The sequence below is a fragment of the Pseudoalteromonas rubra genome (genome assembly GCF_001482385.1).
In the GTDB taxonomy this organism is placed as follows: Bacteria; Pseudomonadota; Gammaproteobacteria; order Enterobacterales; family Alteromonadaceae; genus Pseudoalteromonas; species Pseudoalteromonas ardens.
In genome coordinates, this window is sequence record NZ_CP013611.1 from 3,062,091 (window position 1) to 3,084,170 (window position 22,080).

Annotated in this window: 27 protein-coding genes and 1 tRNA gene; 16 read left to right on the top strand and 12 right to left on the bottom strand. The window is 48.4% G+C overall.

The annotated features are described in order from the left end of the window. Positions 1 to 192: 192 nt before the first annotated feature. From rpsF to alr, 14 genes are all read left to right on the top strand, one after another. A complete protein-coding gene (gene rpsF / locus AT705_RS13280) occupies positions 193 to 534 on the top strand; it encodes a 30S ribosomal protein S6 (protein WP_010386261.1) in 342 nt (113 codons plus the stop codon). A 30-nt stretch (positions 535 to 564) separates the two neighbouring features. Beyond that, on the top strand, positions 565 to 894 hold the full coding sequence (gene priB, locus AT705_RS13285) for a primosomal replication protein N (RefSeq protein ID WP_049865201.1): 330 nt from the start codon (positions 565 to 567) through the stop codon (positions 892 to 894). Positions 895 to 906: 12 nt separating this feature from the next. Next, positions 907 to 1,134, top strand: coding sequence for a 30S ribosomal protein S18 (gene rpsR, locus AT705_RS13290; RefSeq protein ID WP_010386263.1), 228 nt, complete (start codon positions 907 to 909; stop codon positions 1,132 to 1,134). A gap of 35 nt (positions 1,135 to 1,169) precedes the next feature. Next, positions 1,170 to 1,622 carry a 50S ribosomal protein L9 gene (gene rplI / locus AT705_RS13295; RefSeq protein ID WP_010386264.1) on the top strand — a complete coding sequence of 151 codons (453 nt, stop codon included), beginning with the start codon at positions 1,170 to 1,172 and terminating at the stop codon, positions 1,620 to 1,622. A 412-nt stretch (positions 1,623 to 2,034) separates the two neighbouring features. Continuing rightward, complete coding sequence (locus AT705_RS13300) at positions 2,035 to 2,454, top strand: type IV pilin protein (protein ID WP_058796944.1); 420 nt, start codon at positions 2,035 to 2,037, stop codon at positions 2,452 to 2,454. Beyond that, entirely contained in the window at positions 2,441 to 2,902 is a 462-nt protein-coding gene (locus tag AT705_RS13305) for a pilus assembly FimT family protein (RefSeq protein ID WP_058796945.1), read from the top strand. Before AT705_RS13300 ends, AT705_RS13305 begins: the two co-directional genes overlap by 14 nt. After that, positions 2,893 to 3,288: a type IV pilus modification PilV family protein gene (locus AT705_RS13310; protein WP_058796946.1), complete on the top strand. Its 396-nt coding sequence runs from the start codon at positions 2,893 to 2,895 to the stop codon at positions 3,286 to 3,288. Before AT705_RS13305 ends, AT705_RS13310 begins: the two co-directional genes overlap by 10 nt. Then, positions 3,285 to 3,809, top strand: coding sequence for a PilW family protein (locus AT705_RS13315; RefSeq protein WP_082668993.1), 525 nt, complete (start codon positions 3,285 to 3,287; stop codon positions 3,807 to 3,809). The genes AT705_RS13310 and AT705_RS13315 overlap by 4 nt, the downstream gene beginning before the upstream one ends. A gap of 4 nt (positions 3,810 to 3,813) precedes the next feature. Continuing rightward, complete coding sequence (locus tag AT705_RS13320; protein WP_082668994.1) at positions 3,814 to 5,556, top strand: DUF7305 domain-containing protein; 1,743 nt, start codon at positions 3,814 to 3,816, stop codon at positions 5,554 to 5,556. Positions 5,557 to 5,710: 154 nt separating this feature from the next. Next, a complete protein-coding gene (locus AT705_RS13325; protein ID WP_010386271.1) occupies positions 5,711 to 6,262 on the top strand; it encodes an RNA polymerase sigma factor in 552 nt (183 codons plus the stop codon). Beyond that, positions 6,255 to 6,740, top strand: coding sequence for a hypothetical protein (locus AT705_RS13330; RefSeq protein WP_058796948.1), 486 nt, complete (start codon positions 6,255 to 6,257; stop codon positions 6,738 to 6,740). Before AT705_RS13325 ends, AT705_RS13330 begins: the two co-directional genes overlap by 8 nt. 9 nt (positions 6,741 to 6,749) lie before the next feature. Beyond that, on the top strand, positions 6,750 to 7,691 hold the full coding sequence (locus AT705_RS13335) for a DUF4097 family beta strand repeat-containing protein (protein WP_058796949.1): 942 nt from the start codon (positions 6,750 to 6,752) through the stop codon (positions 7,689 to 7,691). Between the two features lie 119 nt (positions 7,692 to 7,810). Beyond that, positions 7,811 to 9,190: a replicative DNA helicase gene (dnaB, locus tag AT705_RS13340; RefSeq protein WP_049865207.1), complete on the top strand. Its 1,380-nt coding sequence runs from the start codon at positions 7,811 to 7,813 to the stop codon at positions 9,188 to 9,190. A gap of 48 nt (positions 9,191 to 9,238) precedes the next feature. Further along, positions 9,239 to 10,327: an alanine racemase gene (alr, locus tag AT705_RS13345; RefSeq protein WP_058796950.1), complete on the top strand. Its 1,089-nt coding sequence runs from the start codon at positions 9,239 to 9,241 to the stop codon at positions 10,325 to 10,327. A 9-nt stretch (positions 10,328 to 10,336) separates the two neighbouring features. Here alr and AT705_RS13350 read toward each other — a convergent pair whose 3' ends face one another. The 4 genes from AT705_RS13350 to AT705_RS13365 form a co-directional block, all read right to left on the bottom strand. Beyond that, positions 10,337 to 10,768, bottom strand: a complete 432-nt coding sequence (locus tag AT705_RS13350; protein ID WP_058796951.1) for a secondary thiamine-phosphate synthase enzyme YjbQ — start codon at positions 10,766 to 10,768, stop codon at positions 10,337 to 10,339. Then, positions 10,765 to 11,232 carry a chemotaxis protein CheX gene (locus AT705_RS13355; protein WP_010386278.1) on the bottom strand — a complete coding sequence of 156 codons (468 nt, stop codon included), beginning with the start codon at positions 11,230 to 11,232 and terminating at the stop codon, positions 10,765 to 10,767. The genes AT705_RS13350 and AT705_RS13355 overlap by 4 nt, the downstream gene beginning before the upstream one ends. A 72-nt stretch (positions 11,233 to 11,304) precedes the next feature. Beyond that, positions 11,305 to 11,739, bottom strand: coding sequence for a transcriptional repressor (locus AT705_RS13360; RefSeq protein ID WP_058796952.1), 435 nt, complete (start codon positions 11,737 to 11,739; stop codon positions 11,305 to 11,307). Positions 11,740 to 11,782: 43 nt separating this feature from the next. Next, the gene (locus AT705_RS13365; RefSeq protein WP_058796953.1) at positions 11,783 to 14,269 is read right to left on the bottom strand and encodes a bifunctional diguanylate cyclase/phosphodiesterase; all 2,487 of its coding nucleotides are present in this window, start codon (positions 14,267 to 14,269) and stop codon (positions 11,783 to 11,785) included. A gap of 27 nt (positions 14,270 to 14,296) precedes the next feature. Here AT705_RS13365 and AT705_RS13370 point away from each other — a divergent pair, with 27 nt between their 5' ends. Together AT705_RS13370 and AT705_RS13375 are read left to right on the top strand one after the other, a co-directional pair. Beyond that, positions 14,297 to 14,506: a hypothetical protein gene (locus AT705_RS13370; protein WP_157576786.1), complete on the top strand. Its 210-nt coding sequence runs from the start codon at positions 14,297 to 14,299 to the stop codon at positions 14,504 to 14,506. Positions 14,507 to 14,544: 38 nt separating this feature from the next. Continuing rightward, positions 14,545 to 15,039: a YbaK/EbsC family protein gene (locus AT705_RS13375; RefSeq protein WP_058796955.1), complete on the top strand. Its 495-nt coding sequence runs from the start codon at positions 14,545 to 14,547 to the stop codon at positions 15,037 to 15,039. Between the two features lie 13 nt (positions 15,040 to 15,052). On the opposite strand, the gene AT705_RS13380 is transcribed toward AT705_RS13375, so the two are convergent. The 8 genes from AT705_RS13380 to cysD all read right to left on the bottom strand — a co-directional run bounded on the left by AT705_RS13380 (position 15,053) and on the right by cysD (position 22,046). Next, on the bottom strand, positions 15,053 to 15,628 hold the full coding sequence (locus tag AT705_RS13380) for a hypothetical protein (RefSeq protein WP_049865212.1): 576 nt from the start codon (positions 15,626 to 15,628) through the stop codon (positions 15,053 to 15,055). Positions 15,629 to 15,767: 139 nt separating this feature from the next. Beyond that, positions 15,768 to 15,844 (bottom strand) — tRNA-Ile (locus tag AT705_RS13385). A gap of 304 nt (positions 15,845 to 16,148) precedes the next feature. Next, a complete protein-coding gene (locus tag AT705_RS13390) occupies positions 16,149 to 16,514 on the bottom strand; it encodes a cupin domain-containing protein (RefSeq protein WP_058796956.1) in 366 nt (121 codons plus the stop codon). A 64-nt stretch (positions 16,515 to 16,578) separates the two neighbouring features. Beyond that, entirely contained in the window at positions 16,579 to 17,346 is a 768-nt protein-coding gene (cysQ, locus tag AT705_RS13395; protein WP_058796957.1) for a 3'(2'),5'-bisphosphate nucleotidase CysQ, read from the bottom strand. Between the two features lie 15 nt (positions 17,347 to 17,361). After that, positions 17,362 to 17,961: an adenylyl-sulfate kinase gene (cysC, locus tag AT705_RS13400; RefSeq protein ID WP_058796958.1), complete on the bottom strand. Its 600-nt coding sequence runs from the start codon at positions 17,959 to 17,961 to the stop codon at positions 17,362 to 17,364. 12 nt (positions 17,962 to 17,973) lie between these two features. Further along, positions 17,974 to 19,698, bottom strand: coding sequence for an SLC13 family permease (locus tag AT705_RS13405; RefSeq protein ID WP_082669072.1), 1,725 nt, complete (start codon positions 19,696 to 19,698; stop codon positions 17,974 to 17,976). 33 nt (positions 19,699 to 19,731) lie between these two features. Then, complete coding sequence (gene cysN, locus AT705_RS13410; protein ID WP_058796960.1) at positions 19,732 to 21,147, bottom strand: sulfate adenylyltransferase subunit CysN; 1,416 nt, start codon at positions 21,145 to 21,147, stop codon at positions 19,732 to 19,734. Then, the gene (gene cysD / locus AT705_RS13415; protein WP_058796961.1) at positions 21,147 to 22,046 is read right to left on the bottom strand and encodes a sulfate adenylyltransferase subunit CysD; all 900 of its coding nucleotides are present in this window, start codon (positions 22,044 to 22,046) and stop codon (positions 21,147 to 21,149) included. Before cysD ends, cysN begins: the two co-directional genes overlap by 1 nt. Positions 22,047 to 22,080 lie beyond the last annotated feature (34 nt).

Consider the following 22,080-nt stretch of genomic DNA (forward strand, 5'->3'; position numbering starts at 1 on the left):
AATACTCATATTTTTTCACTCCGACTCACGCAACTTTAAATATTATTCCACCAATTTTCAGCGATAAACTGATTGCTTATTTTTAGCGCGACACGTAAAATACGCGCTCTTTCGGCCTAACTAACTTTAGTTCCTTGCCTTACCCCGACTGGCCGAAACGGGACAAGGCTATATTAACCGTAAGGAATATCCATGCGTCATTACGAAATCGTATTCATGGTTCACCCAGACCAAAGTGAGCAAGTACCTGGTATGATCGAGCGTTATACTGGTGCCATCACAGAAGCTGGCGGTAAAATCCACCGCCTAGAAGACTGGGGCCGTCGTCAACTGGCTTACCCAATCGAAAAGCTTCACAAAGCACACTATGTTCTGTTGAACGTTGAAGCACCTACTGAAGTAATCAGCGAGCTTGAAACTTCTTTCCGCTACAACGATGCAGTGCTTCGTAACCTGGTTATGCGTACTAAGAACGCTGTAACTGAAGCGTCTCCTCTTGCTAAAGAAGAGAAAAAAGAAGCAGCAACTGCTTAATCGTTATTGATTCGGAATTGACCTGGTAGTTTGGTGAGCACTCAGTCTGAACTGTATACAAACCAGCTGGTATTATCTGGCACGGTCTGTAAGCCACCTAAGTACAGTCAAAGCCCCGCCGGCATCGCGCATTGTATTTTTGTTTTAGAACATAAATCGATGCAGATAGAAGCTGACCTAAATCGTAACAGTTATGTACGTATTCAGGTGGTTGCCAGCGGACAGCAGTTCCGGACTCAACTAGAGCATTTATACGTTGGGCAGACCTTACAGGTACGCGGTTTTTTAAACCGACACGAAAGTCGCAGTGGCTTGAGTCAACTTGTATTACATGCACAACATATTGAAAGAATTAATTGAGGAAATTTACTCATGGCACGTTATTTCAGACGTCGTAAGTTCTGCCGTTTCAAAGCGGAAGGCGTACAACAAATCGATTACAAAGATCTGGCTACTCTTAAAAACTATGTAACTGAAAGTGGCAAAATCGTACCTAGCCGTATCACAGGTACTAGCGCTAAATACCAGCGTCAGCTAGCAACTGCTATCAAGCGTGCTCGCTACCTAGCCCTTCTTCCGTACACTGACTTACATAAGTAAGCAGCTGATTAACAGTTTTTAAAAGGTGTAGAGACATGCAAGTTATTCTACTAGACAAGATCGCAAACCTAGGTGGCCTAGGTGACCAGGTTTCAGTTAAATCTGGTTTCGCACGTAACTTCCTTTTCCCTAAGGGCAAGGCAGTTCCTGCAACTAAAGCTAACATCGAAACTTTCGAAGCACGTCGTGCTGAGCTTGAAGCGAAAATCGCTGAAGAGCTAACTGCTGCACAAGCGCGCGCTGAAAAACTAGAAGCACTTGCTGAAGTGACTCTGGTTTCTAAAGCGGGTGACGAAGGTAAGCTATTCGGTTCTATCGGTACTCGCGATATCGCCGACGCTATCACCGCAGTAGGTCTTGAAGTTGCTAAGTCAGAAGTTCGTCTGCCTACCGGTACTATCCGTGAGACAGGTGAGTTCGACGTAACTATCCAGCTTCACACTGACGTGACAACAGCTATCAAAGTAATCGTGATCGCTGAAGCTTAATTTTATTAAGCACCAACCGCGCGCATCTGTGCGCGGTTGTATTCCCAATCTCTGAAAGACAATAACAACTCCAATTTTCAGTGTGTGGATCTGATGATTATCGGGATCATCATGGAAGATTTACAACACAAGTCGGAAAATTAATCCAAATCAAAACAACAGCGCTCGTAAACGGCTTATAGTCATCTCGGGAACAATTGTAGCTGCAATTTAATGGTCTGACCTCAAGAGGTTTTTAGGGGAAAGAGCCCGGCTGTTATAGACTGTAAGCGCGTTCCTGTTTTAGCTAATTCTGTTTTGTGATATTTTAGTTAACTGTTTTTATTACAGGCACTTTTTTTTATTGGTTAAATGTCATACATTCTAATTAATGAGTTTATGACAGCGTTATCATTTAGGTGGGAAACCCAATATGCTTAAGACCTCCAGAATGCGTGGATTTACTTTGATAGAGCTGCTGATCGCCATTGCGATCGTTGCCATCCTGGCCAGTGTGGCATTGCCAAACTACGGCGAGTATGTGCGTGAAAGCAGACGACTGGATGCACAACATTTGTTGTTGCAAACCAGTGCCACGTTGGAGCGTATTTATTCCCGCAATGGTGGTTACCCCAATACTGCAACATTCCAGGGTTTGCCTGCTGCTGAGTACTACACGTTCAGTTATGAGGCGCGTAATAAGCCACAAGGTGCGAGCGGTGATTTTCGCAATATGGGCTATATTTTAAGGGCGACACCAGTGGCCGATAAGGGTCAGAGCAGAGACGTGTGTGGCGTGCTGACGTTAGACCATTTGGGCAATCAGGGAGGCAACCTGAATGACTGTTGGTAAATATACCCAGCGTGGCGTAACGCTCGTTGAATTGTTGGTGGTATTGGCGATTATTGCCATTCTGGCTATGGTTGCAGCACCGTCTTTAATCGGCCAGATTAAACAAGACCGGGTTAATACCACGGCAAACAAGTTAAGTAGTTTTTATCGTTTTGCGCGCAGTGAAGCGGTAAAACGGGAAGTGCCAGTAAAGCTAGAGTTGGAAAACAGCGACTGGGTCATGAAGGTGGTTGAGCAAGGTCAGGAAGTGACTTTAAAGCGTTTTACGATTGATCATAACCAAGTGGCGGTGAACCTGGTCGACAGGACATTACGTTCAAGTGGTGAGTTGAGTGCATTTAGTAACATTCTGATTTCAGATAACGATGCGGCAACGGATGATGTGCGTTTGTGCATTCTACACAGTGGGCAAAGTTGGTTGGGTAAGGCGACAGATAATTGCGCGTAGTAAAAGGTTTTTCATTGCTGGAAGTCATGGTGTCTATGGTCATCGCAGCCATTGCCTTGCTGGGGCTTGCTGCGGCGCAGATAAAAGCCATGCAGTTTGCACAGAATAGCTTTAAGTACACTATTGCCCTGATCCATGGCCAGAATGCAATAGAGCGGATCTGGCCGGATATTTGTCACTACCAAAGTGTCAACACCAGCCTGAACCCAGGTACGAATCCGACAGCGGCGGGATTGTACCCGAATGATCCGCGTTTCACGCTGACGCTACCCGAGACATTTAGCCTTGATATGAGTGTGTCAGTCAGCTGGCATGACGAACGTATGACAGATACGGGGGTGGATCAAATTTCCTTGCATGCCAGCTTTGTTAATGTTTGCTTATGAGTCGTTTGATGAACTACCGCGGATTTACCCTGCTGGAGCTTTTGATAGCACTATCGATAGGGCTGTTTATGCTCGGTGGTATTGCAGTGGCCTATTCGACCATTCGCAGCACCATTGCTGTTAATCAGGAATTGGCACAAGCACAGGAAGTGATCCGCTACACCAGTCAGCTTATGACCCGGAGCATCAAGCAAACGGCTTCTACGCCCCAGGTCAGACTCAATGGTCGCGCGTTAGAGGTTACGCAGGTCGCCAACACGCCAGCATGTGATGGCAGTGTACCTGCAGTCACTTATACAGAAACATTTTCCTTGCTTGACGGTTATTTGTTGTGTGATATCAGCTCGGATAACTTGCCTGCTCAACGTTTATTGCGCGGTGTAAATGCTTTGAGTTTTTCCGTCAACGGCTTGATCACGTCGATCACGGTAACGCCCGTGGGCATTCCAGTGCAGTATGCAGCGGGGATCCAAATAGACGTTGCTGCGAGCCAGCAAGTGCTGGCGACGGCCAATTGGTGACACTATGAAGATGCAGAGTACAAGACAGTGTGGATTTACCCTGATTAAAGTTATGCTACTGAGTTCAGTGGCCAGCGTCGTTGTGTTTGCTGCTTTTAAAGATACCCTGGTACAAGAACGCTTGAGTGGTAACTATCAAAAAGACCTCAATGCCCGTCTCCTGGCCGAAAAAGGGGTCATAGAGCGGGGTCAGGCACTTAAAGCCGCCATCACCAATAACGCCAATCTGACACTTGATCAGGCTGTGCAGCAGATAGGCGCGGGGCTGGGGACTGGCGAACTCGACGGGACAAGCTATGACGCACAGTTGTCAGTCAATGGAGATGAAGTGTCGATTGCCAGCCTGGGTAAGCGTTATGATGATCAGGCGCATGCGCGAATGGTCTCTTACTTTAAATACACGCCAGCTGAACGCAGCTCAGTGTTTCAAAATGCGGTAACTGGATGTAAAGGCGTTAATCTGGCTGGTAGTGGCCTGGTTGATAGCTATGACTCCACTTTGGGCAGTTATGAAGACACGCGCACCAGCAATGGTGATGTTAATACAGTGATTGGTGATGCCGATGTGGTGCTGAATGGGCATTCACCCATTATGGGCGATGTAAAAGCATCGGGCATCTTGTATCTCAAAGGGTCTTCGCCTGTCGTTGGCACTGTGCAATCGAATACTGGGATCGACATTTCTGCGGGCAGTGGGGTGCGGGTTGACGGAGATGTGCTCACTCAGGGGTTTGTTAAACACAATGGCGGCCAGATCACAGGTGTGCTGCGCGCAAACGGTGACGTAAGCATGAAGTGGGGTGCTGAGATCCTCAATCAAAATCAGGCTGAGCTAGATATCATGTATGGGGGAACGGGCAGTTTTCAAAGTAGTCATGTACAGAATGGGCTCCATTACTCAGCGGATCGCTTCAATGTGAACCCTGAGGTTGAAGCGGTGCGTGTCTATGATCCAAGTTCGCCAGATTATGACCCTAATGACCCTGACAAAGAATGTGACCCGCTGGCTTTACCGCTCAATATGCCTTCCGTGATAGACAGCAATAACACTTACACGGATTTTACGGTTGGTGCACAGACCGACTATGTGTTCACGCCAAGTGAAGGCCGTTATATACGGGGTGGCAGCGGTACCTGGTCTTCGAGCCCTGCCGACATCTATTTGTTCCAGCATCTGACGCAAAGTCATGGCCAGAGTAATACCAGCAGCGAATATGTCTTCGGTATGAAAAACATGAAGCTCACCAGTGATGGCACTATTACCATAGAAGGCGGTGATGTGATCTGGCTGGTTGATGGGGATCTCAAAATGACGGGCGACACCAGCATCACCATCAAAGCAGACAGCAGCCTGGCCATTTTTGTCACCGGAAAAGTGGATTTTGGTGCCAGCGGGGTAGTGCTCACAGAGCAGGAAGGGTTGACTGACAGTGGTTTTCCAAGCCTGAGCATCTTCTCATCCTATTCAGGCCAGAATGGCATCACAATGCGGGGGGCCAGTTCAATGTACGCTGTCATATATGCGCCGGTGACCAGCATTGCTATGCGCGGCAGTGGCCAGTTTTATGGCACCATTCGTGGCGCAACCATAGATGCGACGGGCGGCAGTGGTGTGCATTTTGATGAAGCGCTGAAAAACTTCAATCTTGGTAACGGTGGCGTGATCACGCCGGCAAAACTGGAGTTTATGGGATGGCGTTTTGAGTCTGGTGACGAGTACCAGACACCCGATGAAGACGAAGAGTAACCCTCCTGACAGTTGTAAAAAAAAAATTTTCTCGCCTGTTTAAACCTTTTGTTGTCCCACGCTCGTCTTATCTTCCAAACATCGCACCATTGGGTTACTTTCTTTATAGCACCTGATATGTCACGATGATGACTCGTAAGCGAAGGAATACTCTATGATAATCAATGCCAAAGAGGCATTTAACCCAGATACGATTGAACTGTTAGTGCAGCGTGCTCAGCAGGGCGAGCAAGCGGCGTTTGAACAGCTCTATCAACAGTGTTATCGCAGGGTGTATGGACTGTGTTTACGTTTGCTCGCTGATCAGGCACATGCGGAAGATGCGACGCAGGAGGTGTTTGTACAGCTTTGGCACAAAATTGCTCAGTTTCAGGGCCAGTCAAAGTTCACTACCTGGCTACACAGTGTCACATCGAATGTCGCGATCAGTTATTTACGTAAACAAAAAAACTGGCTGCAAAAAGTGGTTAGCCTCGAAGACAGTGGGATGGAACACGCCGAGATAATGCAATGCCAATCGCTCAACGGGCTCGACAAATTGATCTTACGTTTGCCGGAGCGAGCGCGTCTGGTGTTTGTGTTGCACGCGGTAGAAGGGTACCGCCATGAAGAAGTCGCTAATATGTTGAATATGGCGGTAGGCTCAAGTAAATCGCAGTTTCACCGGGCCAGGAAATTGTTACAGGAGTGGTATGACAATGAGTAAACCAACATTTGAGCAGTTTCTGAAACAACAACTGCCGCGGCAGCAAGATCAGGAGCAGCTGCCTGAACCACGAAGAGATTTGTGGCAGGGTATTGAAAAAGCCATCAATGTATCCAGCACAGTGGCTCCATCACGCAGCCCCTGGATAAAATTGGCGGGGGTCGCTGCCTGTGTATCGGCTGGTTTACTGAGCTGGCAGGTCATTATGACGCAGCCCAGGCAAGATACCATGACCCATATGAGCGCTTTTTTTGAGCAGAAGAAACAGACATTATTGGTTCAGTATGAGGCACAGCCCGCCTTGACGAAAGACTGGCAAGGGCCACTGCAGGAACTGGAGGAAGCAGAGCAGGCGATTAAGCTGGCACTGATGAAAGATCCGGACAACCCAGCTCTGCTCAAGATGCTGGCACAGGTTTACCAGCAACAGTTAGATTTAATCACTAAGGTACATCAGCCCCAGTGGCAACAGATTTAGGAGAGAAGCATGAAAGCAATCATTTTTGGACTGGCTACGCTGCCGCTGTTTGCCCTGGCGGGTGACAAGATTGACGAACAGATAGAAATACCGCTGGATGGCAAAGTCGTTATTGAAAGCCAGCGTGGTAAAGTGACAATTAAATCATGGGATAAGCCAAGCTTTCAGGTCAGTGGTGAACTGGATGAACTGGCCGAAGGTTACACGCTGGAAACTCAGGGCAGTGTGACCGAGTTTATTGTTAAAATGCCACGCCGTAGCAAGAGCTGGAACAATCAGCGAGATGGCTCTCGGTTGACCATTTATATGCCAAAGCAAAGTGAGCTTAACTTTGAAGGGGTGAGTGTTGACGTGGATGTCAGTCATTTTGAGGCTGACGTGGCCGTCACTACAGTCAACGGGGACATTGAGGCCAATGAGCTCAGCGGCAAGGTTGAACTGGAAACCGTGAATGGCGATATAGAAGGCAAAAAATTATCTGGCAATATTCGCTATGAAACGGTCAATGGTGATATCGAAGATATGGCATCAAATGGCAAGTTGCGTTTCAATGCGGTTAATGGCGGCATTGAGAGTGTGACTCAGGCCACTGATATTCGTGTTGAAAACGTCAATGGAGAAGTCGATTTTGATATTGCCAGCCTGAAAGACTTACGTATGAGTACCGTGAATGGTGAAATTAGCGTGCGTCTGAGAGCGCTCGAAAAAAGCGCGAATATTCGTTTTGAGTCGGTCAGTGGCGATGTTGACTTTTACTTCCCTACAGAGCTATCTGCACGCTTTGACATTGATGCCCATGCAGGTGGCCGGATCATCAATGAGCTTTCAACAGACAAAGAGAAGAAAGCCAAATATGGCCCATCCCGGGAATTGGAGTTTGTGGTCAAAGATGGTGACGTGGATGTGGAAATCGATACTGTCAGTGGACGTATTGCATTGAAGAAACTGTAATGCAGTGATGGGGGCGTGCAATGCGCCTCCTTTGGCCCACATTAGAGCGATAATCAAGATTCATTTCCACCCCAATTGCGTATACAATAACAGGTCTTTCCCTTAGTGTTTGTAGTGATATGGCGAAACCTGATCAACAAGTCGATACCCTAAAAGTCCCTCCCCACTCCATCGAGGCTGAGCAGTCTGTACTTGGTGGACTTATGCTTGATAATCAGGCGTTTGATAGGGTTGCAGAGCTGGTCGTTGCGCAGGACTTTTATACCCGCACCCATAAGTTGATATTTGAGGCAATGACCAAGCTGGTTGAAGCCAGTCAGCCGATTGACCTTATCACTATTTCGGAAAACCTTGAGAAGAATAACCAGTTAGAAACTGTGGGTGGCTTTGCGTATCTGGCTGAGATTGCGAAAAATACACCCAGTGCCGCGAACATAGATGCTTATGCCAGCATTGTCCGTGAACGTGCGGTGGTCCGTGAGATGATCACGGTTGCTAATGAAATTGCCGAGGCGGGTTTCAACCCGGAAGGACGCGACAGCCACGAATTACTGGACCTGGCGGAAAGTAAAGTATTCAAAATCGCTGAGCAACGCACTAAGAGTACCGAAGGTCCGCAGAGTATTCACAGCATTCTGGAAAAAACCGTGGATAAGATCGAAGAGCTTTACCAGTCGCCGCAGGATGGTGTAACCGGGGTGAGCACGGGCTACTCTGATCTTGACCAGATGACCGCCGGTCTGCAACCGTCAGACCTGATCATAGTCGCGGCACGTCCGTCGATGGGTAAAACCACTTTTGCGATGAACCTGGCTGAGCATGCGGCGATGACACAAGACAAGCCTGTGCTTATTTACTCGCTGGAGATGCCCTCAGAACAAATCATGATGAGGATGCTGGCCTCACTGGGACGCATTAACCAGACTAAGGTCAGGACGGGCCAGCTGGATGATGATGATTGGGCACGCCTTTCCTCCACCATGGGCTTGCTAATGGAAAAAGGGCAGATGTATATCGATGACGCCTCAGGTCTGACTCCGACCGATGTGCGCTCACGAGCGAGGCGGATTGCGCGGGATCATGGCGGGATCAGCATGATCATGGTTGACTACTTGCAGTTGATGCGAGTCCCCAGTTTATCGGATAACCGGACCTTAGAAATCGCCGAGATATCTCGTTCACTTAAGGCATTGGCAAAAGAGCTTCAGTGCCCGGTGATAGCCCTATCGCAGCTTAACCGTACGCTGGAGCAGCGCGCGGATAAGCGCCCTGTTAACTCAGACTTGCGTGAATCGGGGTCTATCGAGCAGGATGCCGACTTAATCATGTTTATCTACCGCGATGAAGTGTATAACGACGACAGTCCGGAAAAAGGCGTTGCAGAAATTATTATCGGTAAACAGCGTAATGGTCCGATTGGTAAGGTTAGGTTAACCTTCCAGGGGCAATTCTCTCGGTTCGACAATTATGCCGGTCCTGCAGTGGATGACGAATACTAAGATATTCGTCCTTTGTGACTAAATCGGCAGCCCGAATTAGGAGTATGTATGCGCCTGGCAACCGCCGAAATTAACCTCACGGCTTTAAGCTATAATTTAAAACAGATTAAGGTACTGGCACCTGGTACACGGGTTATGGCTGTGCTTAAGGCCAATGCCTATGGGCATGGTCTGGTTAAAATTGCACAGCACCTCAATGATGCAGATGCCTTTGCGGTCGCACGTATTGATGAAGCGTTGGCTTTACGTGCCGGTGGCCTGACTAAACCCATCGTGTTACTTGAAGGCTTCTTCAACCGTGCCGATTTGCCTATTCTTATCGCCAATAACTTTGAAGCCATTATTCATGATGAAAACCAGTTGCGGGCCATTGAAGCCAGTCAACTGGACGCGCGTTTGTCGGTTTGGCTAAAAATAGACACAGGTATGCACCGTCTGGGCATTGAGCCCGAGCAGTTCGAGTCATTTTATCAGCGTCTCAAAGCCTGCGACAACGTTGACCCCAAGATTAAGCTGATGACACATTTCTCCTGTGCGGATGATGTTCACAGCACACAAACACAGGTTCAGATTGCCGCGTTTGAGCGCCTGGTACAGAGTAAACCGGAAGCTAAGTGTTTGGCTAACTCAGCCGGTGTTATAGGCTGGCCACAGTCACATGGTGACTGGATCCGGCCCGGTTTGATGATGTATGGCGTTTCACCTATGATTAACCAGGTTGGTACTGAGCACGGGCTGAAGCCTGTGATGCGCCTGAAAACTCGGGTAATTGCTGTCAAATCACTGGCTGCCGGAGAGAAGGTTGGGTACGGCGGTCGCTGGCACAGTAAGCAACAAACTCAGTTGGCAATTGTGGCTATGGGTTACGGAGATGGCTATCCGCGCAATGCGAAGGATGGGACACCCGTGGTCATACGAGGTGAGCGCTATGGCATTGTTGGCGCCGTCTCTATGGATATGATCACGGTGGATATAGGTTGTAACCCGGATGACATTAGTGTTGGTGATGAGGTTGAAATGTGGGGCCCTGCGCTGCCTGTTGAAGAAGTGGCAGCTTGCGCAGGTACTATCCCCTATGAATTGCTATGTAATATCACACCGCGCGTGAGTTATGATTACCTTGCTGAGGCAGATTGAACGGACTGTCTATTCCAATAATTGACCGTGTAAGGTGGCGACGATAGCGCGACTACCTGCATGGTCTCTGTGTTCCCCGAGATAGATCCCCTGCCAGGTGCCTAACTGCAGGCGTCCCTGACTGACCGGGATCGTGACCTCACAGCCCAGCGTACTCGACTTAATATGAGCCGGCATGTCATCGTCTCCCTCGTAATCATGGCGATAGTAACTTTGTCGCTCGGGCACAAAGTGGTTGAAGTGACTTTCCATATCCATGCGTACGGTGGGGTCGGCATTTTCGTTGATGGTGAGGCTGGCAGACGTATGCTGGATAAACAAATGTAGCAAGCCTACTTTGTAGTAACCCAGCTGTGTTAGTTGGGTCAGGACCTCGTCATCAATCAAATGAAAGCCGCGTTGGCGCGGCCTGAGTGTGATGTGTGTTTGATGCCAGCTCATAGCTTATCGAAGCTCACCTCTATGTTGGCATTGCCGTCATCTGATGTGAACGGCATTATGATCTTTGGACCTTCACATTTGTGGGTGATGGTGTGGCCTGGCCCGGACACAACGATTGGGGTCGCCATATCAAACTCATAGCCTTTCTCGCCCAGTAAATTTTTTGCGCCACCTGTGACCATGTTGGTGATTTCACCAACCATATCAGTGACCTCTTCATTGATCTTTTCCGGGCGCTCACCCAGCATTCTTTCCATAATGGTCAGAGCCAGACCTTCATCAAAGCTGATAGAAAAGGAGCCTTTGGTCTGTGGGCCCACCATGCCTATCAACCCGGACACGTCGCCGCGTGCCACCTCATCTTTTTTAATTTTAGGCTTGCCAGGCGTTAGTTCTGTTTGTGCCATGGTGGCCAGTACATTCATCAGAGATGATAAAAAAGGGTTGATGAATTCTACATTCATATGCTTCTTCCCTAGGTTCCTACATTGTAACGGACGCTGGATTAAGTGTAGTGGGCTTTTTGCTATGCTGCACTACTCATTACACTTTCCACAACGGCCGTGTGCTTCAATCGTTTGTGCTTTTACAAGAAAGCCGTGCTCTGCAGCCAGGTTATTCAGCTCGTGTGAAATGGCATTGGAATGCAGCTCTTGTACGTGACCACAAGAGTCACAGATCAATAACTGCACAGGGTGAATACAGTCAAAGTGATGGCACAGCATAAATGCATTCGTGCTTTCAATTTTATGAATAAACCCTAATTCTGAGAGAAAATCCAAAGCACGGTATACCGTTGCTGGTTTTGCGCCAGACTCGGTGAGTTTGAGCTCTTCTAACAGATCATAGGCGCCTACACCGCCTTGTTTAGCAGCGAGTAAGCGGAAAACTTTTTCTCGGATAGGGGTAAAACGAGCCCCTCGATTATCACAAACTTGCTTAGCTTTACTTACCAGTTGTTCTATATTCATGTTCTAAATCCTTACACTGCCATGCAATACTAACATATTCTTTTTAATAGTCTTGTATCGACAGGGATTTATTCATTATATTCTCAGGACGGGTAAAGTTGTGTTTAAGCCAATCCTGAAATGCCGCTTCAGGCATTGGCTGGCCGATCAGATAGCCCTGTCCAATGTTACAGTTAAACTCTACCAAGCGGTTTAGCTGCTCCTGATCTTCTATGCCTTCTGCAACCACTTTGAGCCCCAGGCCATGCGCCATGGTAATGATATTTTTAACCAGATACGCTGATTCGTTGCCCGCATGCATATCGGCGATGAAGCTCTGGTCGATTTTTAATACATCAAATGGGTATTGGCGTAGATAATTCAACGAAGAATAACCGGTACCAAAGTCATCCATAGAGATCAAAACTCCCATTTCTTGAAGCGTGCTAAGGGTTGCCTTAATTGTGCTATCACCGCTTAACAGCAAGCCCTCGGTGATCTCCAGTTCAAGGGTGCCGGGTTGTAAGGCACAGTGTGCTATCAGTTGTTCCACATGGCAGAGCAGTGCCGGATCATTAAACTGGCGGGGTGATAAGTTGACCGCCAGGCGCAATGACGTATTAAATTGAGTATGTATCTGCTGTAACGTTCTGGCTGCTGAGTTTAAAACAAATTTACCCAAATCAATGATAAAGCCTGTTTGCTCAGCTAATGGAATAAATTCAGCGGGTGAGATTGGCCCCAAGGTATCACTGTGCCAGCGCAATAATGCCTCAGCGCCGACGACTTTGCGCGCCTGCAGGTCAAGCTGGGGCTGGTAATAGACCTCAAACTCCCCACGCTCCAGCGCGCCTTGCATGCTTTCTTCAAGCATCAGCCGTCGCTGCAGCGTATTGCTCATGCTTTCGGTAAACATGCAATAGGTATTGCGACCTTGTTGCTTAGCGTTATACATGGCTGAGTCAGCTTTACGCAGCAGATCGTTAGGGGTGTCGGCATCTTGAGGGAAAATCGCGATCCCCAGACTCAGCGAAATATTAAAAGCGCGACCGTCAATGTCAAATGGGGCATGAAAGAGTTTAACCAGCTTGGTTGCAATAGGGGGGATATCAGCACTGGTTTTTAAATCGCCTAGTAAAATGATGAACTCATCGCCACCTAAGCGGGCCACAGTGTCTTTTTCTCGCAGTGCCGATTTGAGTCGCTGCGCTGAGTGGATCAGGACTTTATCACCGACTTCATGCCCCATCGAGTCATTGACCTTTTTGAAGTCATCCAGGTCAATAAAGCCAACGCCAACCAGTGATTTGTCCCGTTTGGCATCGTGGATCAGTTGCTGGAGACGATCGAGAACCAAAAAACGATTGGGTAAGTCTGTCAGTGTGTCGTAAAAGGCGTGGTGAAGAATGATTTCTTCCTGACGCTTTTTATCTGTGATATTTCTCACTGCGACGACGAGGTAATCTGAACCTGGCAGTGCACTCAGTCGGGCTTCAAAATGGCGATTGCCATCGTCAAATGGTAGTGCATATTCAATTTGAGTAAGCTGGCCTGGCTTGCCAATGGCATGTATGGCACGGTGAAATGAACGCGCTGTCTGGCTTGGAAGCACATCCTGCATGGTTCGTCCCATGAACTCGCTATCTGCGACAAACAGGTCATTTTTTTGACCGCAGTGATACTCCAAAATCGTCCCTTCTCTGTCAACCACGAAGAACAAGTCCGGAAGCGCAGCAAAGATACCCTCTAGTATTTCATGTTTACGTTTAGCCTGTGCTTCGGCCTGCTGCGTTTGTTTCCAGCCATTACGCAGGTTACGTGCCATGTCGTTTAGATTGTCGGCTAGGCGTTTAAATTCACCTGTTCCTTTTGTTTCCAGCTTATCACTAAAATCAAAGCGACTGACATGCTCACTGAGCAACATAAGTTGCGTAACCGGACGGTGAATAAAGAGCCGTGTAAAATACAACACCATGACTGTGAGCAATAGCGCAATAGCCAGAATGGCTGCGATTTTAATGTGGCTATAATGAAGCAGCCGTTTTGCGTGCGGCTCGATAGAATACTCAGCATAGATAATTGCAGGTAACGTATTTGGGTGTTGTATCCTGATGTCTCTTTGGTATCTAACGTAAGCTCTAAATAGATACTGTTCTTTTGTATAGTGAATGCTGAAATCAGATGGGGTCTGCTGGACGACTTCGCCTTGTCTAATATCAGTGTTGCTGTACGACGCTGGCTGAATTGAACCACTACTATATAAGACGTCGTTCTGAGTATTGAGCAGTGCCAGATATTTGTACCCCTGATCGTGAGAAAACGCGCTTAGGGTACGTTGTATTTCTGTGTATTCATCTTCCGCAAAATGGTGTTGCAATGTTAAGTTCAGGATTGATAAATCTTTTCTGATGGTGGCCTCGCTAAGTGACAGCAGGCTCTCTTTCTGTGTGTGATGATGCAGCTGTACTAATCCAGCTGCCAATAAAGCTGCGAATACAAAGGCTCCGAGCGTTAACCAGAACTTGAGATCTATGGAGTACAGTTTTGTCACCTGAACGTCTCACTTAGTGTGTTTGTCGTGACGACTATATTACATGCTGAAGTACCTGGCTCAATCCAAGGCGGCACAGTTATCGCCACTGTCCTGACCCTAAGTGTAGTTGAAATGGGCAACTTGCTACCAGGATCCTCATTTTTCTACTGCTATTTAGATCTGAGTCTGGTAGATGAAAGAATTGCAATAGCTCTAAAGCTGACCTATTTGGCCGATGTGCTGTTTATTGGTTAAAGTGAAGTGGTTGGCAAAAAATAACTAAAGGAGTGAATATGATCAGCCAAGATACAGAGACATTGAGTAAAAGTGCTCAGCGGGTTCAGGATGCGATAAAATCTGCGGGATGTGAATTCAGGGTACTGGAATTGCCCGGCAGTACGCGCACGGCGGAAGAGTCGGCACACACCATAGGGTGTGAACTGGGACAAATTGTAAAATCACTGATTTTTAAAGGTAAAGAAAGCGGAAAACCGGTGTTGCTATTGGTCAGTGGCAGCAACCGGGTAAAAGAAAAGGTAGTGGCAAAATATCTGGGAGAAAAGCTGGTAAAAGCCGACGCTGAATTTACCCGTGAGGTAACCGGCTTTGCCATTGGCGGTATTCCCCCCATTGGACACCTGAGCAACCCAATTACTTATATTGACGAGGACTTGCTGCAATACGAGACGTTATGGGCTGCGGCTGGCACACCAAACGCGGTGTTTTCGTTGCCAGCGGCTAAACTGGAGTCATTGACTAAGGGCACGGTGATTGCTGTAAAGGCCTGATAGTGAAGGGGCGTTACCCGGTAAAGAGTTGCAGTGTGATCTGCACTTCGTCTGACTCAAACTCGGCGACGCCCTCATAGCCTTCGATATTGTAATTGAAGCTAAAAAAGCGGCGTAACCACAGGTCATCCTGGTTCTCTTTTAGTACATCAATAGAAATATCCATCAGGCTTTCCGCTACATTCATACCAACAGCAAACAAGGGGTTGGCCGCCGCAGCTGCTACAGTACGGGTGAGCTCGCCAAATGCCGTGGTTTTTCTGACTTTTGCCATGAGCTTAGCCGTACTGCGGATGTCACTGTCATCTTCCAATACGGCAATATGCGCATCCAGAAAACGCGGGATCTGACCAGCCCGGTTACGATAAATCGTATAACCAGCAGGGCCAAAGCTGATGGTGCCACCTTCACTGACTGGCATCACATTGAGTTCCATATTAAATGCATGATCCGCGACCCCGTCGCTTACTGCACTGAACACTTTGATCTCAAACTTGCGCTCACTGAGTAACTTGTCCACCAAGCCCAGCGATTTAACGTGAATTGACATGATACGCAGTTCGACATCGGTAAACATTTGATTAGGCATGATGAAAGTCCTTTGATATGCAATGGTATTAGCATACTTGGAACCAGATTGGGGCGCTATGGTTTTTGATTATAAAGTAAATTATTTGAGCATCAAACAAGATGGAAGTTTATTACGAAGTACAATTGCGGAGGAAAAATGGTGGCCCCACCTGGACTTGAACCAGGGACCTACCGATTATGAGTCGGGTGCTCTAACCAACTGAGCTATAGGGCCATTTTCAAATTGTAGTGCTCAATAAATTCATCCATGAAGCGAGGTCCTGTCGGCGTCCTGCCTCCACCTCAACAAGCTGCGAAGCGATGCTTCGGTCTTGTTTCGCCCAACTGAGCTATAGGGGCATTTTTTTGCACTTTTTAGCAGAGACCTAAAAAGCGCTGGCAGTATAAAAATTTTTAACAGGCTTGTCACTAGCAAAAGAGGAAAAAATCGCACATATCTGATTCAATTGCTTAATAAAAAGCCAAACTAGTGCACTAAGCTTGTTTCTTGATTCGGTTCGTCCGCTTACATCTGTGAGTTAGATCCAGACATCGTTTTGTGCGGTGAGTGAGCTGTCGGCATCTCCGGTGTTGACGACTCCTTTGGGTTCGATAATCAGCACCTGACATTCATGCTCGGCGTAGGGTTTGTGCTCTGAGCTCTTGGGTACAACCAGCATGTCACCTTCTTTCAGATGCTCTGTGCGGTCCCGAAAGGCAATCTGCATCTCGCCGGATAGCACGATGAACACTTCGTCGGTGTCGGGGTGATCGTGCCAGACAAATTCCCCCTGCAGTTTTACCAGTTTGAACTGATAGTCGTTCATTTCAGCAATGACTTTAGGAGTCCAGTGCTCTGAAAACAGCGCCAGCTTGTCAGCAAAATTGATCGTAGTGTGTGACATGGTATTTCCTTATGGTGACGGGCGTAAGAGAGAAGCCTTACCCGACTGGATAAGGCTCAGGATATTAGTTGAGTCGTGAAACCACAAAATAGGGATTCAAATAAGACTCTTTTTGATTGTATAGCAGTGGGCTGCCATCCAGCTGGGTAACGGTTGCACCCGCGATCTTCGCGACTGCGTGTCCTGCACCGGTATCCCACTCACTGGTTGGGCCTAAACGCGGGTAGACATCAGCAGCACTTTCAGCGACCAGACACAGTTTTAATGAACTGCCTTTTGGCACCATGTTCACATCGTCAAACTGTGTGAGATACTCAGCTAAATCAGGCGATGGGTGAGAGCGTGAGCCAACCACCTGGATGGTGCCCTGGTTGTCTTTACGGGTGACTTTCAGCTCAATGCGTGCTTCGTCACACTCTTTAAAAGCGCCGATGCTGTTAGCGGCGAAGTAACTCACGTTCAGTGCCGGTGCATGGACGACGCCCATGACAGGTTCACCATTTTCAATTAACGCTATGTTGACCGTGAACTCACCGTTTTTCTTAATAAACTCCTTGGTGCCGTCGATGGGATCGACCAGCCAGTAGCGTTGCCAGGTCTGGCGTTCCTGCCAGCTGATCTCTGCGCTTTCCTCGCTGAGGATCGGTAAATCCGGGGTAAGGGCTTTCAGGCCCGCTGTGATCACGTCATTAGCGGCTAAATCGGCGTCGGTTACCGGGCTTTTGTCGTCTTTGTACTCAACGTTAAAGTCTTTGGCATAGATGGTGAGGATCTTGTCTCCGGCGCGTCGGGCCAGATTCACTATCTCCTCAAGTAAGTCGGTGTCGTTCATGGTTTTTCCTTGGTACTACAGATGGATTATCTCGCGCTGTTGTAGATACGCTACCAGCTGTTGCACCGATTGGTCCAGACTATTTTCACCGGTATTAATGCGGATCTCCGGGTTTTTTGGTGGCTCATAGTCAGAGTCGATGCCGGTAAAGTGTTTGATCTCGCCGGCACGGGCTTTTTTATATAACCCTTTTGGATCGCGTTGTTCACACACCTCCAGCGGTGTATCCAGATACACCTCAACAAATTCGGCGTCTTCAACCAGGTCGCGAACCATGTCGCGCTCAGCCTGGAAGGGTGAGATAAAGGCGGTGAGTACGATCAGGCCGGCATCGACCATGAGTTTGCTCAGTTCACCCACGCGACGAATGTTCTCGACTCTATCTTCGTCGCTGAATCCCAGGTCTTTACACAGACCGTGACGCACATTGTCACCATCGAGTAAATAAGTGTGGGCACCAAGTTGCTGTAGGGCACTCTCCAGTGCGTTGGCGACGGTGCTTTTGCCCGAGCCAGAATAACCAGTAAACCACAAAATAACCGGACGGTGGCCTTTCTGTTCGCTGCGATGTGTTTTATTCACGGCATAGTTATGCCAGACAATATTCGTATCCATAATTCCTATCCACTAAAACGGGAAAACTAACGGGATCAGCGTCAGCACAGTGATCGAGTAAATGATTGAGAGCGGCAGGCCGACGGTCACATAATCTTTGATCCGGTAATTGCCTGCACTGTATACCATCAGATTAGTCTGATAGCCAAAAGGGGAAATAAAACTGGCTGATGCGCCAAAGGCGACAGCCATCACAAAAGGTAGCGGGTTCACACCAAAACCAATCGCCAGAGCGTATGCAACAGGGAATGACAGCGCAGCTGCCGCATTGTTGGTGATCAATTCAGTGAACACCACCGTCATCACAAAAATGGCGATAAAGGCACCATACGGGCCAAAGTCGCCTAGTACATAAAACAGCGCATCGGAAATCTGCCCGGCTAACCCTGTGTCTATCATCAGTTTAGCCAAGCCAATGGCACTGCCTACAATGGCGAGCAGCTCAATGGGAAAACGACGTTTCATTTCGCTGACTTTGATGGAGCCAAACAGCACCAGTCCGAGTAATAAAACCATCAGGCCTTTGACTAAAGGCACAACATCGAAGATACCCAGGCCGAGCACGGCAACAAAGGCAGCCATCACTTTATTTGATTGTGGCTGCGTTAAATGGGTTTGCAGGTCCAGGCCTGAGATATAAACAAATTCGCGTTTTAGATCTGGTAGCTGATAAAAATCTCCGCCAGGGGCGAGGATTAAAGAATCCCCTGCCTGCAGTTTAACCTGACCCAGGCCACCAGGCAGGCGGTCGTGACCACGGCGAATGGCTATCACCGCGGCATGAAACTGTTCGCGAAAGCGGATCTCTTTGAGTGTTTTGCCTAAAAATTTAGACGACTGACTGATCACCACTTCGACCAGGTGCTCAGCGTCTTTTTCGTGTTTGTCGTGCACCACCTGTAAGCCGTCGAAGCGGCGCAATAAAGGTACCGATTTGATGTCGCCGACAAACAGCAGCACATCACCCTGTTGTATTTCCTGTTGTGGTGTGACCGCACAAATACGGCGCTCGCCGCGGATGATCTCAGCGAGGAATAAATCACGCAGATCACGCAGGCCATTTTCTTCAACTGTCCGGCCAATCAGTTTAGAGCCCGCGGTGACTTTCCCTTCCAGGTAAAAAGGCACAACTTCTTCTTCTTTGCGGCCGTGATCGGGCAAAAACTTCAGTAATAAAATGATGGTAACTAGGCCCACACCCAGCGCACCAATACCGACCAGCGTAAAGTCAAAAAAACCCAATGGTGCCATACCGGCCTCAATGGCGAAACCATTGACGATTAAATTGGTTGAGGTGCCGATCAGGGTCAGTGTCCCCCCCAGGATAGCGGTATAGGACAGTGGCAATAATAGCTTAGATGGAGAGTGGGTTTTACTGTCTTTGATGGTACTGATCAAAGACGCCACCACGGCAGTGTTGTTGGTAAAAGACGACAAAAAAGCCGTGGATAACCCCAGTTTCATTACCGAGCGTGCCAGAGAGCCGTTGGCCAGTGAACGCGCCAGGTATTGCACCAGAGTCGTTTTTTCGATGGCGATAGACACCAGGATCAGTAAAACCAGTGTGATCAGCGACGGGTTTGCATAGTTGACCAGCATGGTTTCCAGATCGATAAGTCCTGCCAGGTAAGCGCTGCTGATGGCGCCAACAAATAACCAGGCCGGGTTGAGCCGCGTGCCAAAAAGGCACGCGACCAGCACGAGCATGATGCCTGTTAAGATGATCTGCTCTAGCAGCATAGATAACTCCCGTTAACAGGCATACAGCCGTTACTTCAGCTTGCTTAAGTCAAGCGCTTGCCAGTGTGGGAAGTGCTTGCGAACCAGGGCATTCAACTCCAGCTCAAACTCGCTGAACTGCTGCTTCTCACTGACTTGCTCATCCAAAATGGCATTGATCATACCAGCGCCTACGGTCAGGTTGCTCAGACGGTCAATCAGGATAAAGGCTCCGGTTTCGTGGTTATCACGATATACATCGGCAGCAATGGTTTCCGTCAGCTCCAGCGTGACAATGGCAATTTCATTTAGTTGCAGACTGTCGGCTTGGCCATGCTCCAGGGTGTTGACGTCAATCGTGTGGTCAATCTGCTTCACGATGGCAGCCGTACTCTTCGCGCCCAGCTTGAAGTTGTACGTTTTACCCAACACCAGGGGTGCTTCGTGCATCCATACCAGCTTGGCCTGGATCAGGTTGGTTGCCTTAGTCGATGAGCCTGCCGGGACAATCACATCACCCCGACTAACATCCACTTCGTCGTTCAAAGTGATGGTCAGTGCCTGGCCGGTTTCTGCTTGCTCGAGGTTGCCGTCGAACGTCACCAGTTCTTTGATGGTGCTGGTTTTACCTGAAGGTAAAATCTTAACCGCCTGACCAACACTTAGCGCGCCAGAGGTCAACGTGCCCTGAAAACCACGGAAGTCCAGGTTAGGGCGTACTACATACTGCACCGGGAAGCGGGCTTCAAATGCACTGTTTGGTTCCGCGGCCGGAGAGTCTTCCAGCAGCGCCATTAGTGGTTGATCGGTGTAGTAAGGCGTGTGCTCAGAGCGAGTAACAACGTTGTCACCTTTCAGAGCCGAAATAGGCACAAACTTGATGTCATTGACGTCCAGTTGCTCAGCAAACTGCAGGTAATCGGCTTTGATTTTCTCGAACACGGCTTCATCAAAGTCAACGATATCCATTTTGTTGATGGCCACAACAAATTGCTTGATACCCAGTGAGTCACAGATGAAGCTGTGGCGTTTAGTCTGGATCTGTACACCATAGCGGGCATCCACCAGAATAATTGCCAGATCACTGGTTGAAGCACCCGTTACCATGTTACGAGTATACTGTTCGTGTCCCGGTGTATCGGCAATGATGAATTTACGCTTCGCAGTTGAGAAATAGCGATACGCCACATCAATGGTGATCCCTTGCTCTCGCTCTGCCTGCAAACCATCAACCAGCAACGCAAGATCCAGTTCTTCACCAGCGTTACCGACTTTTTCATTGTCTTTGTGCAGCGCTGCCAGCTGATCTTCATAGATTTGGTGGCTGTCGTGCAGCAAACGACCGATCAGGGTGGACTTACCATCGTCTACACTGCCGCAGGTCATCATGCGCAACAGGCTTTTGTCCTGTTGGCGTGATAAATAGGTTTCGATCCCCAGTTCTTTTACTTCATTTGCGGTAGACATTAGAAATACCCCTCACGTTTTTTCTTCTCCATTGACCCGGATGAATCATGGTCGATGACCCGGCCTTCACGCTCTGATGAGGTCGATAACAACATTTCTTCGATGATCCCGGTCAGGGTGTTTGCTTCTGACTCAACTGCACCGGTCAGCGGGTAGCAGCCTAGTGTCCGGAAACGTACCGACTTCAACTCCGGTACTTCACCTTCCTCCAGCGGCATACGCTCGTCGTCAACCATGATTAACGTACCATCACGCTCAACCACAGGTCGTTTCTCTGCCAGATACAACGGCACGATCTCGATGTTTTCCTGATAGATATATTGCCAGATATCCAGCTCAGTCCAGTTTGACAGCGGGAATACTCGGATACTTTCGCCCGGGTTTACCTGACCGTTGTAGGTATTCCACAGCTCAGGGCGCTGATTTTTCGGGTCCCAGCGATGGTGTTTGTCGCGGAAAGAATAGACTCGCTCTTTCGCGCGCGATTTCTCTTCATCACGGCGCGCACCACCAAATGCAGCATCGAAGCCGTACTTGTTTAGTGCCTGTTTAAGGCCCTGGGTTTTCATGATGTCAGTGTGCTTGGCTGAGCCGTGCGTGAATGGACCAACGCCCATCTCTAACCCTTCCGGGTTTTTATGCACAATCAGGTCAAAGTTATATTCTTTGGCCAGACGATCTCGAAACTCTATCATCTCGCGGAATTTCCAGTCCGTGTCTACATGCAGCAGAGGGAAAGGGATCTTTGCCGGGAAAAACGCTTTACGTGCTAAGTGAAGGAGTACCGATGAGTCTTTACCTATGGAGTAAAGCATCACTGGGTTTTCAAACTCAGCAGCGACTTCGCGAATAATCTTTATACTTTCAGCCTCAAGTTGCTGAAGGTGAGTTAAAGCCATTGTCGTCGTCCTACTTAATACTAAAAATAAAGTG

Bases quoted from the DNA above. Each gene is read 5' to 3' on its own strand.
- AT705_RS13375 (WP_058796955.1), top strand. From the start codon at position 14,545: ATGATCAGCCAAGATACAGAGACATTGAGTAAAAGTGCTCAGCGGGTT.
- alr (WP_058796950.1), top strand. From the start codon at position 9,239: ATGCGCCTGGCAACCGCCGAAATTAACCTCACGGCTTTAAGCTATAAT.
- dnaB (WP_049865207.1), top strand. From the start codon at position 7,811: ATGGCGAAACCTGATCAACAAGTCGATACCCTAAAAGTCCCTCCCCAC.
- AT705_RS13320 (WP_082668994.1), top strand. From the start codon at position 3,814: ATGAAGATGCAGAGTACAAGACAGTGTGGATTTACCCTGATTAAAGTT.
- rpsF (WP_010386261.1), top strand. From the start codon at position 193: ATGCGTCATTACGAAATCGTATTCATGGTTCACCCAGACCAAAGTGAG.
- AT705_RS13315 (WP_082668993.1), top strand. From the start codon at position 3,285: ATGAGTCGTTTGATGAACTACCGCGGATTTACCCTGCTGGAGCTTTTG.
- AT705_RS13380 (WP_049865212.1), bottom strand. From the start codon at position 15,628: ATGCCTAATCAAATGTTTACCGATGTCGAACTGCGTATCATGTCAATT.
- cysC (WP_058796958.1), bottom strand. From the start codon at position 17,961: ATGGATACGAATATTGTCTGGCATAACTATGCCGTGAATAAAACACAT.
- cysN (WP_058796960.1), bottom strand. From the start codon at position 21,147: ATGTCTACCGCAAATGAAGTAAAAGAACTGGGGATCGAAACCTATTTA.
- rplI (WP_010386264.1), top strand. From the start codon at position 1,170: ATGCAAGTTATTCTACTAGACAAGATCGCAAACCTAGGTGGCCTAGGT.
- cysQ (WP_058796957.1), bottom strand. From the start codon at position 17,346: ATGAACGACACCGACTTACTTGAGGAGATAGTGAATCTGGCCCGACGC.
- AT705_RS13355 (WP_010386278.1), bottom strand. From the start codon at position 11,232: ATGAATGTAGAATTCATCAACCCTTTTTTATCATCTCTGATGAATGTA.
- AT705_RS13390 (WP_058796956.1), bottom strand. From the start codon at position 16,514: ATGTCACACACTACGATCAATTTTGCTGACAAGCTGGCGCTGTTTTCA.
- AT705_RS13350 (WP_058796951.1), bottom strand. From the start codon at position 10,768: ATGAGCTGGCATCAAACACACATCACACTCAGGCCGCGCCAACGCGGC.
- AT705_RS13305 (WP_058796945.1), top strand. From the start codon at position 2,441: ATGACTGTTGGTAAATATACCCAGCGTGGCGTAACGCTCGTTGAATTG.
- AT705_RS13360 (WP_058796952.1), bottom strand. From the start codon at position 11,739: ATGAATATAGAACAACTGGTAAGTAAAGCTAAGCAAGTTTGTGATAAT.
- rpsR (WP_010386263.1), top strand. From the start codon at position 907: ATGGCACGTTATTTCAGACGTCGTAAGTTCTGCCGTTTCAAAGCGGAA.
- AT705_RS13330 (WP_058796948.1), top strand. From the start codon at position 6,255: ATGAGTAAACCAACATTTGAGCAGTTTCTGAAACAACAACTGCCGCGG.
- cysD (WP_058796961.1), bottom strand. From the start codon at position 22,046: ATGGCTTTAACTCACCTTCAGCAACTTGAGGCTGAAAGTATAAAGATT.
- AT705_RS13335 (WP_058796949.1), top strand. From the start codon at position 6,750: ATGAAAGCAATCATTTTTGGACTGGCTACGCTGCCGCTGTTTGCCCTG.
- AT705_RS13300 (WP_058796944.1), top strand. From the start codon at position 2,035: ATGCTTAAGACCTCCAGAATGCGTGGATTTACTTTGATAGAGCTGCTG.
- AT705_RS13325 (WP_010386271.1), top strand. From the start codon at position 5,711: ATGATAATCAATGCCAAAGAGGCATTTAACCCAGATACGATTGAACTG.